This window comes from Actinoplanes sp. SE50/110, assembly GCF_900119315.1.
Classification (GTDB): Bacteria; Actinomycetota; Actinomycetes; order Mycobacteriales; family Micromonosporaceae; genus Actinoplanes.
Genome location: NZ_LT827010.1, coordinates 8,272,875 through 8,283,978, shown reverse-complemented (window position 1 = coordinate 8,283,978; position 11,104 = coordinate 8,272,875). Strand labels below are relative to the sequence as shown.

The 11,104-nt window shown below is 71.7% G+C and carries 8 protein-coding genes and 1 tRNA gene; 6 read left to right on the top strand and 3 right to left on the bottom strand.

Going from position 1 to position 11,104, the window contains the following annotated elements:
• Positions 1-3 precede the first annotated feature (3 nt).
• From ACSP50_RS36895 to ACSP50_RS36875, 5 genes are read left to right on the top strand one after another with little or no spacing between them, the layout of a single operon-like run.
• A complete protein-coding gene (locus tag ACSP50_RS36895) occupies positions 4-1,632 on the top strand; it encodes an ABC transporter substrate-binding protein (protein WP_014694427.1) in 1,629 nt (542 codons plus the stop codon).
• Between the two features lie 26 nt (positions 1,633-1,658).
• Complete coding sequence (locus tag ACSP50_RS36890) at positions 1,659-2,909, top strand: MFS transporter (RefSeq protein ID WP_014694426.1); 1,251 nt, start codon at positions 1,659-1,661, stop codon at positions 2,907-2,909.
• Entirely contained in the window at positions 2,906-4,231 is a 1,326-nt protein-coding gene (locus ACSP50_RS36885) for a hypothetical protein (RefSeq protein WP_014694425.1), read from the top strand. Before ACSP50_RS36890 ends, ACSP50_RS36885 begins: the two co-directional genes overlap by 4 nt.
• 20 nt (positions 4,232-4,251) lie before the next feature.
• Complete coding sequence (pepN, locus tag ACSP50_RS36880; RefSeq protein WP_014694424.1) at positions 4,252-6,792, top strand: aminopeptidase N; 2,541 nt, start codon at positions 4,252-4,254, stop codon at positions 6,790-6,792.
• Entirely contained in the window at positions 6,789-7,343 is a 555-nt protein-coding gene (locus tag ACSP50_RS36875) for a flavodoxin family protein (RefSeq protein ID WP_014694423.1), read from the top strand. Before pepN ends, ACSP50_RS36875 begins: the two co-directional genes overlap by 4 nt.
• Positions 7,344-7,762: 419 nt before the next feature.
• On the opposite strand, the gene ACSP50_RS36870 is transcribed toward ACSP50_RS36875, so the two are convergent.
• From ACSP50_RS36870 to ACSP50_RS36860, 3 genes are all read right to left on the bottom strand, one after another.
• Positions 7,763-7,834 (bottom strand) — tRNA-Arg (locus ACSP50_RS36870).
• A 65-nt stretch (positions 7,835-7,899) separates the two neighbouring features.
• The gene (locus ACSP50_RS36865) at positions 7,900-8,547 is read right to left on the bottom strand and encodes a DUF305 domain-containing protein (protein WP_231956788.1); all 648 of its coding nucleotides are present in this window, start codon (positions 8,545-8,547) and stop codon (positions 7,900-7,902) included.
• 8 nt (positions 8,548-8,555) lie between these two features.
• Positions 8,556-9,365: a DUF3105 domain-containing protein gene (locus ACSP50_RS36860; RefSeq protein ID WP_043512907.1), complete on the bottom strand. Its 810-nt coding sequence runs from the start codon at positions 9,363-9,365 to the stop codon at positions 8,556-8,558.
• 76 nt (positions 9,366-9,441) lie between these two features.
• On the opposite strand from ACSP50_RS36860, the gene argS reads away from it, so the two are divergent.
• Complete coding sequence (gene argS / locus ACSP50_RS36855; protein ID WP_014694420.1) at positions 9,442-11,103, top strand: arginine--tRNA ligase; 1,662 nt, start codon at positions 9,442-9,444, stop codon at positions 11,101-11,103.
• Position 11,104: the final 1 nt, after the last annotated feature.

The window sequence follows — 11,104 nt, the reverse complement described above, 5'->3', positions numbered from 1 at the left end:
GACGTGTCCGAACTGCACATCGACTTCCGGGGCGAGACCCCGACCCCGGCACCCAACGCGCCCGGGGCGCGCCCGGGCGGGCGGCTCATCCTGCTCGCCGACGCCGAGCCGGAACACATGGATCCGGCGCAGACCTACATCGGCACCACGCTGGCGGTCGCCACGGCGCTGTTCCACCGCACCTTGACCGGCTACCTGGAGGACCCGGCGGGTGGCCCGCGGCGGCTGGTCGGTGACCTCGCCACCGACGCCGGGCGCACCGATGACGGCGGCCGGACCTGGACGTACACGCTGCGCGAGGGACTGAAGTACGCCGACGGCCGGCCGATCCGGGCACAGGACGTCGCGTACGCGGTGGCCCGCTCGTTCTCGCCGTACGGCGTGTACGGCCCGCAGTTCCTGCAGCAGGCCCTGGCCCCGGACGGCGGCTACGACGGCCCGTACGCGGACGGCGCGCCGGCGCCCGGCGTCGAGACTCCGGACGACCGGACCATCGTGTTCCGCCTGCCCGCCCCGGAACCGCTGTTCCCGCTGCTGGCCACCACCACGACCACCACGCCGGTGCCGGCCGACCGGGACACCCGGGAGCGGTACGAGACCGACTGGGTCGCCACCGGCCCGTACCGGGTGCGCGAGTTCGTGCCGGGCAGCCACTACCTGTTCGAGCGCAACCCGCACTGGGACCCGGCCACCGACCCGATCCGCAGCCGGAACGCCGACGAGATCCGCTGGGAGTTCGGCGTGGACCGCGACGAGCAGACCCGCCGGCTGCTTCACCCGGCCGGCGACGACGTGCGGGCGATCGCCACCTTCGACGTCGCCCAGGACCGGGTCGACGAGGTGCTCGGCGATCCGGAGCTGAGCCGCCGGGTGGTCGCCGGACCGTCGGTCTACCTGCAGTACATCTACATCAACACCCGGCGGGTCACCGACGTCGACGTGCGCCGGGCGCTGAACTTCGCGATCGACCGCGAGACGCTGGTCGCGCTGGCCGGCGGCCCGGCCGCGGCGGAGCCGGCGACCACGGTGCTGGCGCCGAACATCCCCGGCTACCGGCCGTACGACGCGTATCCGGCCGGGGCTTCCGGTGACCCGCTGCGGGCCAAGGAGCTGCTGGCCGGCAAACAGCTGCGGCCGCTGGTGTTCGCCTACCCGGACACCCTGCCCAACGTGCCGGTCGCCCCGGCGGTCAAGGCCGCCCTGGAACGGGCCGGGTTCGAGATCGTCCCGCGGGCGGTCGACAAGGCCGCCTTCTACAGCCTGATGGGCGACGCGGAGAACGACTGCGACCTGATCTACGGCGTGTGGGGTCCGGACTTCCCGGACGCGTCCGGCGTCTTCGACGTGCTGTTCCGCGGCGACCGGCTGACCGCCGCCGGGAACATGAACCTGTCCTACTTCGACGATCCGGAGATCACCGCCCGGCTGGCCGTGCTCAGCCGGGAGCCGGACCGGGGCGCGCTCGCCGACGCGTACGCCGAGCTGGACCGCGACCTGATGGCCCGGCACGCCCCGGTGGTGCCGGTCTACTACAAGCGCCAGCTGACTCTGTACGGCCCGGCCGTGGGCGGGTTGTCGCTCAGCGCCCAGTACTTCGTGCCCAACCTCACCCGCGCGTACGTCGCCGGCTGACCCTCGCGGAAAGGATCACCACCCGCATGGACACCTCGCCCGGCGCCGGCCGCCTCCGGTCGGCGGTCAGCGCCCGCTTCGGCGGCCTTCCGCGATCGTTCTGGATCGTCTTCTCCGGAATGATCGCCAACCGGATCGGCACCATGGTCGTGCCGTTCCTGGTCTTCTTCCTGGGCGCCCGCGGGTTCTCCACCGAGCTGACCGGCACCATCGTCATCGTGCTCGGCTTCGGCGGGATGTTCGGGCCGGCACTCGGCGGCCTGCTCGCCGACCGGATCGGGCCGCGCCTGACGGTGATCGTCGGCCTGGCGCTGACCCCGTTCAGCCTGGGCGCGCTGTACGGCGCGCCCAACCTGGTCACCCTGGCGATCGCGGCCGGTCTGCTCGGGCTGACCGGCACCATCTACCGGCCGGCGTCGTCGGCCCTGGTCGCCGAGACGGTCGGCCCGGACGGGCGGGTCAAGGCGTTCAGCCTGCTGCACTGGGGCTTCAACATCGGCACCGCGGTCGCCACCGGGATGGCCGGCTTCCTCGCGGTCCGCGGCTACTGGCTGCTGTTCCTGGTCGACGGGCTGACCTGCCTGGTGTACGCGGTGATCGTGCTCGTCGGCATCCCGCCGGACCGGCGTGCCCCGGCGGCCGAGCGGGTGCACGGCATCGGGTACGGCGTCGTGTTCTCCGACCGTCTGATGGTCGGCTACCTGGTGCTCAGCGCGGTCGGCATCACCGTGTACACGCAGACCGAGTTCACCCTGCCGCTGGCCATCCGGCTGGACGGTCTCTCGCCCTCGGTCTACGGCGCGGTCGGCGCCCTGAACGCGGTACTGGTCGTGCTGCTGCAGCCGCTGCTGTTCGGCTGGCTGTCCAAGGTCGACCGGATCCGGGTGCTCGCCGCGTCCTGGGTGCTGATCGGTGCCGGCGTCGCCGGCACCGGCCTGGCCGACCACCTCTGGCAGTACGCGATCACCGTGGTCGTCTGGTCGATCGGCGAGGTGGTCAACGGCATCGTGGCCGGCTCGATCGTCGCCGATCTCGCCCCGCCCGGCGCACGCGGCCGCTACCAGGGCGCGTTCACCTGGGTCTGGGCGCTCGCCCGGCTGGCCGCGCCGGCGACCGCGGTCGGCCTGTTCGGCACGGTCGGCCCGGCCGTCCTCTGGTGGGGCTGCGCGGTCGGCGGCCTCCTGGCCGGCGTCGCCTCGATCGCCCTCGGCCCGGCCTTCGCCCGCCGCTTCGCCGGCAATCTCGAGTCCACCCCGAAACAGGAGGCAACCGCATGACCGACCAGCGCACCGAGGCGTACAACGCCCTCGCCCGGGACGACTTCAGCCCGCTGCGGCGGGTCATGGACGACGTCGAGAAACACCCGTCGCTGAGCAACTGGACCGGCTCCTACCTGCCGCGGCCGCTGTTCGCCGACCGCCGGCAGCTGGACGCCTTCGCCGCCGACGTGCTGACCCTCTTCGACGTGATCACCTCGCTGCCGGACCGGCTGTTCGACGGCGACCTGGACCGGTACACCGCGGCGCTCGGTGTCGAGCCGCGCCGGGCGAAGCTGATCCGCTCGCTCGGCGGGATCACCCCGCCCCGGTACGGCCGGGCCGACATGTACCACGACGGCACCTCGTTCAAGCTGCTGGAGATCGGCATCGCCAGCGAGGTGGGCGGCGCCGACCGGGCCGGGGAGATCCCGCGTGCCCTGCTGGAGAACGAGGCGTTCGCCGGGTTCGCCGCCGAGCACGGCCTGGACTACGTGCACACCGGTGAGCGGGTGGCCCGCACCCTGCGCGCCGCCGGAGCCTCGATCGGCGCGGCCGAGCCGGTGGTCGTCCTGCTGGAGGCGCCCGGCGGGCTGGCGAACTACGCGAGCCACTGGAACACCTTCCGGGACGTGCAGCGGCGTGCCGGCCTCGACTTCCACGTCGCGGAGATCGGCGACATCACCGACCGGGACGGGAAACTGCACCTCGGCGACGTCGCGGTCGACGTGATCCTGCGCTGCTTCACGGTCGAGGAGCTGATCGCCGAGCCGGACGGTGAGGCGCTGGTCGAGCCGATCCTGCGGGCCCACCGGGCGGGCAGCGTGGTGCTGTTCACCCCGCTGGAGAGCAACCTGTTCGCCAACAAGGGCGCGCTCGCGCTGCTGTCCGACCCCCGCCGGCGGGCCGCTTTCACCGCCGCCGAGCAGGCCGTGATCGACCGGGTGCTGCCCTGGACCCGGTCGCTCACCGACGCCGACGAACTCGGCCTGATCGACCTCGGCCGGGAGCGCCGGGAGACGCTGATCCTCAAGCCGAACGGCTACTACGGCGGGGTCGGCGTGATCGCCGGCTGGGAGACCCCGGAAGCCGACTGGGAGCGGGCGCTGCGCGAGGGCGTCGCCGACGGCGCGATCATCCAGGAGCGGGTGGTACCGCGCTCCGAGCCGGTGGTCGACCCGGGCACCGGCGAGGTCCAGCCGTGGCAGGCGGCCTGGGGGCTGTTCTACACCCCGGAGGGCTTCGCCGGGGCGTACGGGCGGGCGGTGCCGGCCTTCGAGAGCGCGGTGATCGGTGTGACCGCGTACAAGAACACCCGTACCGCCGGCGTTTTCCACTACTGAGAATCACTGAGGGGATGGTCGTGGCAGGAAATCTGTCCCGGATCGAGGCCGAGGAACGCGGCCGCCTGCTCCAGGTGCTGTCGTACGCCGTCGAGCTGGACCTGACCGGCGACGCGACGTCGTTCGGCACCACCACGGTGGTGCGGTTCGGCTGCACCCGGCCGGGCGCCACGACCTTCGTCGACCTGGCCGTGCCCGGGCTGCGGCGCGCCGTGCTGAACGGCGTGCCGCTGCCCGCGACGGCCTACGACGCCGACCGGGGGCGGATCACGCTGCCGGACCTGCCGGCGGACAACGAGCTGCGGATCGAGGCGGTCGGCGCCTATTCCCGTACCGGGGAGGGGCTGCACCGCTTCACCGACCCGGTCGACGACGGCGTGTACCTGTACACCCAGCTCGCCCCGGCAGACGCGCACCGGGTGTTCGCCTGCTTCGACCAGCCGGACCTGAAAGCCCCGGTCACGCTGACCGTGCTGGCCCCGGCCGGCTGGCAGGTGGCCGGCAACACCGCGGGCACGGCGTCGCCGGCCGGCGGGGACACCGCGCGGTGGGAGTTCCCGCCGACCCCGCCACTGCCGACCTACGCGGTCGCGGTCGTCGCCGGCGACTACCACGTCGTCGCCGACGAGTACCCGTCGATCCCGCTGCGGCTCTGGTGCCGCCGATCGCTGGCCGGCAGCCTGGACGCCGCCGAGCTGTTCGCGATCACCAAGGCCGGGTTCGGCTTCTTCCGGGACGCGTTCGAGGTGCCCTACCCGTTCGGCAAGTACGACCAGGTGTTCGTCCCCGACTTCAACCTGGGCGCGATGGAGAACGCCGGCTGCGTCACGGTCCATGAGAAGTACGTGTTCCGGTCCCGGGTGACCGGCCTGATGTACGAGCGCCGCGCCGAGACGCTGCTGCACGAGATGGCCCACATGTGGTTCGGCGACCTGGTCACCATGGCCTGGTGGGACGACCTGTGGCTGAACGAGTCGTTCGCCACCTTCGCCGGGGTGCTGGCCCTGGTCGAGGCGACCCGCTGGACCGACGGCTGGACCACGTTCGCGAACCTGCGCAAGGCCGAGGCGTACCGGCAGGACCAGCTGCCGTCGACCCACCCGGTGGCCGCCGACATCGCGGACATCCGGGCCATCGAGGTCAGCTTCGACGCGATCACCTACCTCAAGGGCGCGTCGGTGCTCAAGCAACTGGTCGCGTACGTGGGCCAGGAGGAGTTCCTGGCCGGCGTCCGCACCTACTTCCGGGCGCACGCCTGGGGCAACACCACCCTGCCCGACCTGCTGCAGGCCCTGGAGAAGTCGTCCGGCCGCGACCTGCGGCCGTGGGCCGAGCAGTGGCTGGAGAACCCCGGCGTGAACGTGCTGCGCCCGGTCGCCACGGTCGACGCCGCCGGCCGCTACACCGCGTTCGCCGTACGGCAGGAACGCGGGCCGCGCTGCCCGGTGCTGCGCTCGCACCGGCTCGCCATCGGCCTCTACCGGCTCGGCCCGGGCGGCCTGGTCCGCACCGACCGGCTGGAGCTGGACGTCGCCGGCGAGCTCACCGAGATCACCGAGCTGACCGGCGCCGAACAGCCCGATCTGTTGCTGATCAACGACGACGACCTGACGTACGCGAAGATTCGGTTCGACGACCGCTCGCTGGCCACCGTGCTGACCCGGATCACCGAGCTGACCGATCCGCTGGCCCGCGCGCTGTGCTGGGCCGCGCTCTGGGACCTGGTCCGCGACGGCGAACTGCCGGCCGACCGGTTCGCGTACACGGTGGCCGCCGCCCTGCCCGTGCTGATCGACGGCACGCTGCTGCAGACCCTGCTCGACCAGGCGCGCACGGCACTGCACCGCTTCGTCGCCCCGGCCCGTCGCGCCGAGCTCTTGGCCCGGCTGGCCGAGGCGACCGCCGCCGAGCTCACCGCCGCCGAGCCCGGCTCCGACCGCCAGCTGGTCCTCGCCCAGCAGTTCGCGGCCACCGCCGTCACCGGCGCTCAACTGGACCTCCTCGAGGATCTGCGGGCCGGCGTACGCGTTCCGCAGGGCCTGGTCCTCGACCCCGACCTGCGCTGGGCGCTGCTGCGCCGCCTCGTCGTGCACGGCCGGGCCGGCGACCCGGAGATCGACGCGGAGCTGGCTTGCGAACCCACCGCGGTCACCGCCCGCAGCGCCGCCACCTGCCGGGCCGCCCGCCCCACCCCGCAGGCCAAAGCCGCGGCCTGGTACGCGCTGACCGGCGGCGAGCTGACCAACCTGGAACTGCGGGCCGTCCTGGAGGGTTTCGCCGAGCCGGAGCATGCTGCGCTCCTGGAACCCTATGCCGCACAATATTTCCAGCAGATCGATCGGGTATGGAGGGAATGGTCGAGCGGGATGGCGCAGCGTTTCGTGACCGGTGCCTACCCCGCCTGGTCGGTCACCCCGGACACGATCGCCCGCACCGACGCCCACCTGGCCCGCCCGGACGTCCCCGCCGCGCAGGCCCGCCTGCTGCGCGAGGCGCGCGACGAGATCGTCCGCGCCCGCCGGCTGCTCGACCTCGAAGATTGGACGGAAACTCCCCGATGACCACCCGAGCGTTCCTCTTCCTGCTGGCCAGCGCCCGCCCGGACGGCAACACGGAGCTGCTGGCCCGCCACGCCGCCGCCGAGCTGCCCCCCGGCGCCACCCAGCGTTGGATCCGCCTCGCCGACACCCCGCTCGACACCTACGCGGACATCCGCCACCGGGAACCCCCGCAGGAGCGCATCCCCACCGGCGCCGAGCGCCTGCTGCTGGACGCCACCCTGGAGGCCACCGACATCGTCATCGCCTCTCCGCTCTACTGGTACAGCCTGTCCGCCGCCGCCAAGCTCTACCTGGACTACTGGTCCGGCTGGCTCCGGGTCGGCGCCCCCGGCTCCTTCCGCGCCCGGATGACCGAGAAGACCCTGTGGGGAATCTCCGTCTACAGCGGCGACAACCCCGCGGACGCCGATCCGCTGCTCGGCGCCCTCCAGAAATCCGCGGAATACTTCCCCATGCGCTGGGGCGGCCTCCTCCTCGGCCAGGGCAACCGCCCCGCCGACATCCTCCAGGACACCCCCACCCTGACCCGAGCCAAGACCTTCTTCAGCTGACCGGTAAGCAGTGCCCCCTCGGTGACCGGGGCCGTCACGACGGCCCCGGTCACCCACGTCGTACCGCCTATGGGCTATGAGCCTGACCGGCAGCATCCGCACCTCTCACCCGGGAAAGCGCGATCTGCACCGGCGCCCTGTGCCCGCAGCGACCCGCAACCGAGCTCACGAAGGTTCCCAGAGCGACCCGATGGGCGCCGAGGCATCGCGGTGCGGGGTCCGGGGCTCGTGCCCACATGCTGAAACCGGTCCCCGTGCCCGCAGCGACCAACAACCGAGCTTGCGAAGGGTCCCCCCGAGCGGCCCGATGGGGCTCCGGGGTGTCCCCGGCGCGGGGTCTGGGGCTCGTGCCCCAGGCTGGAAAGCACGATGGGCACCGCTCCGCGCTTCTCAGCGGACGCAGGTGCCCAATCCCATCGTGCCCCCGGCAGGATTCGAACCTGCGCTTTCGCCTCCGGAGGGCGACGCTCTATCCCCTGAGCTACGGGGGCCCAGTGATTCAGAAGCCTAGCAGGCTCCGGGGAACCACCGCCAACCGGTACCGGTGTCGCCGTTTTCAGCTGTTCTGGGCCTGCTTGAGCAGGTCGTCGATCAGCTGGATCTCGCCCTGCTGGGCTTTGACCATGCTGTCGGCCAGCCAGTCGACGTCTTTGTTCGAGGAGAGTCGTTCCGCTTCCTGGGCCATGTGGATGCCACCGAGGTGGTGGGCGCGCATCAGGGTGAGGAATTGGATGTCGAGCTGCTTGCCGGTGGCTTTGCGGAGCGCGGCGAGTTGGTCGGGGGTGGCCATGCCGGGCATCAGGCCGTTGACGACGGAGCCGGCGGAGTCGGGCATCCAGGCCATGGCGGGTCTGTCGCCGGTGGGGTCGAGGTGCCAGTCGCGGAGCCAGGCCTGCATGTAGCCGATCTGGGCCTGCTGGGTGGTGGCGATGTCGGTGGACAGGGTGGCGATGCCCGGGGTGTCCGAGCCGGCGTGGGCGATCATCGCCATTTCGACGGCCTGGGCGTGGTGGGTGGACATGTCGCGGAAGAAGCCGGCTTCGACGGAGTCGGTGCCGGGAGTGCGGAACTGGGGGATGACGAGGCCGATGGCGACGCCGAGGACGATGCCGGCGAGCAGCAGGGCGAGGGCGGCGTAGCCGAAGCGGCGGCCGGCCGGGGCGGGGCCCTCCCCGGCCGCCGTCGCGGCGTCCGGGGAGGTCACGTCGGGGATCATGAGCTTGCGGTGGGCGCCGGGTTCATGGTGCTGCCGTTGCTGCCGGCGGTCACCGGGCCGGTGGTGGTGTTGCCGCTGGAGCAGGGGGCGCCGGGCTCCATGGAGGCCTTGATCCGGCCGGCGGCGACGAAGTCGTCGATCCGCTTGTCCTTCACGTCGTCGGTCTTGAACTGGTAGCCCCAGACCTGGACCGAGACGTTCTTGTCGAGGCCGGTGTAGGGCGACATGAACATGTAGTCCTTGCCCTCGACCTTCTTCTGCAGGACCGCGACCTGGTCGGCGGGCAGGCCCTGCTTGTAGGTGATCCAGACCGCGCCGTGCTCGAGGCTGTGCACCGCGTGCTCGTTGGCGATCGGCGCGTTGTAGACGTCGCCCATGCAGTTCTGCCAGGCCTGGTTGTGCGCGCCGCCGACCGGCGGGCTGGTCAGGTAGGTGAGCGCGCCGTCCTTGTGGGTGCGGTCGTCGAGCTGCGGGTTCTTCTGCGCGCGGTAGTTGACGACGCCGGAGATGTCGGCCATCTTCTCGGTCCAGTCGCGGGTGCTCTGGAACGAGGCGTACACGCCGTAGCCGATGATGCCGATCGCGACGAGGGCGACGGCCGTGCCGACGGCGATCGGGCCCCAGTTGCGGCCTCCGCTCACCTTGACCGGGGTGACCGCTTTGCGGCCCTTGCCGCCCTTTCCGCCCTTGCCGGCGGGAGGCCGGTTTCCGGCCGGCTTGCCGGTGGGCGGTTTGCCCTGACCGGTGGTCTTGCCGACCTTGACGGTGGACGGGACCCGTTCGGGACCCGGCGTGCTCATGCTCATCGTGCCTCGTCGATTCGTCAAATAAGGGGAAGGGCGGCCGCCGAACGCTGAAGTCTACCCCCGATAGCATGGCCCAGTGACTCCCGCCAACCTTGCTGACACTGTTCTCTCAGCTGCTCGTGCCGTTTTCGAGACGCGTGGGCTGGATCCGGCCGCGCTGCCCGCCACCACGTCGCTGGAGCGGCCCCGCAATCCCGAGCACGGCGACTACGCCTCGACGCTCGCCCTGCAGCTGGGCAAGAAGGTCGGCGTGGCTCCGCGCGAGCTGGCCGCCGCGCTGGCGGCGGAGCTGGGCTCGCGGGCCGGGATCAAGTCGGTGGAGATCGCCGGCCCGGGCTTCCTGAACATCCGGCTGGACGCCGCGGTCACCGGCACGATCGCCCGCACCGTGGTCGAGGCCGGCCCGGCCTACGGGCGGAACACCCAGCTCGCCGGTCAGCGGATCAACCTGGAGTTCGTCTCGGCGAATCCGACCGGGCCGATCCACCTGGGGCACACCCGCTGGGCCGCGGTCGGTGACTCGCTGCGTCGCATCCTGGCGGCCGCCGGCGCCGAGGTGACCAGTGAGTACTACATCAACGACGCGGGCGCCCAGGTGGACCGGTTCGCCCGGTCGCTGTTCGCCGCCGCGAACGGGCAGCCGACCCCGGAGGACGGGTACGTCGGCGACTACATCACCGAGATCGCCCAGCGCATCACCGGTGCCGACCCGGCGCTGGTGGGCCGGCCGGCCGAGGCGGTGCTGCCGGTCTTCCTGGAGCGCGGCTACGAGCTGATGCTCGCCGAGATCCGGGCGAGCCTGGAGCGTTTCGGCGTGCACTTCGACGTGTGGTTCTCGGAGAAGAGCCTGCACGACGGCGGCGCGGTCGAGCACGCCATCGCGGAGCTGCGCAAGCAGGGGCACATCTTCGAGGAGGGTGGCGCGATCTGGCTGCGCACCACCGACTTCACCGACGACAAGGACCGCGTGCTGATCCGGTCGAACGGGGAGAAGACGTACTTCGCGGCCGACGCGGCGTATTACATCAACAAGCGGGAGCGCGGCTTCGACCGTTGCGTCTACCTGCTCGGCGCCGACCACCACGGCTACATCGGCCGGCTCAAGGCGATCGCCGCGTGTGCCGGCGACGACCCGGACGACAACATCGAGATCCTGATCGGCCAGCTGGTCAACCTGGTCCGGGCCGGCCAGCCGGTCCGGCTGTCGAAGCGGGCCGGCAACATCATCACCCTGGACGAGCTGCTCGAGGCGGTCGGTGCGGACGCCGCCCGCTACTCACTGGCCCGGTCGTCCACCGACTCGATGCTGACCCTGGACATCGAGGAGATCACCAAGCACTCGAACGACAACCCGGTGCACTACGTGCAGTACGCGCACGCCCGGATCTGTTCGATCCTGCGCAACGCCGACGAGCGGGGCATGAGCAAGGGCGAGGGGTACGACCCGGCCCTGCTGTCGCACGAGCGGGAGAACAACCTGCTCAAGACGCTCGGCCAGTTCCCCGCCGTGGTGGCCACCGCCGCCGAGCTGCGCGAGCCGCACCGGATCGCGATCTACCTGGAGGAGCGGGTGGCCACCGACTTCCACCGGTTCTTCGACGCCTGCCAGGTGGTGCCGAAGGGTGAGGCCCCGGTCGAGGACGTGAACGTGGCGCGTCGCTGGCTGGCCGAGGCCACCCGAACGGTGATCGCGAACGGTTTGGCCCTGCTCGGCGTGTCCGCCCCGGAGAGGATGTAGG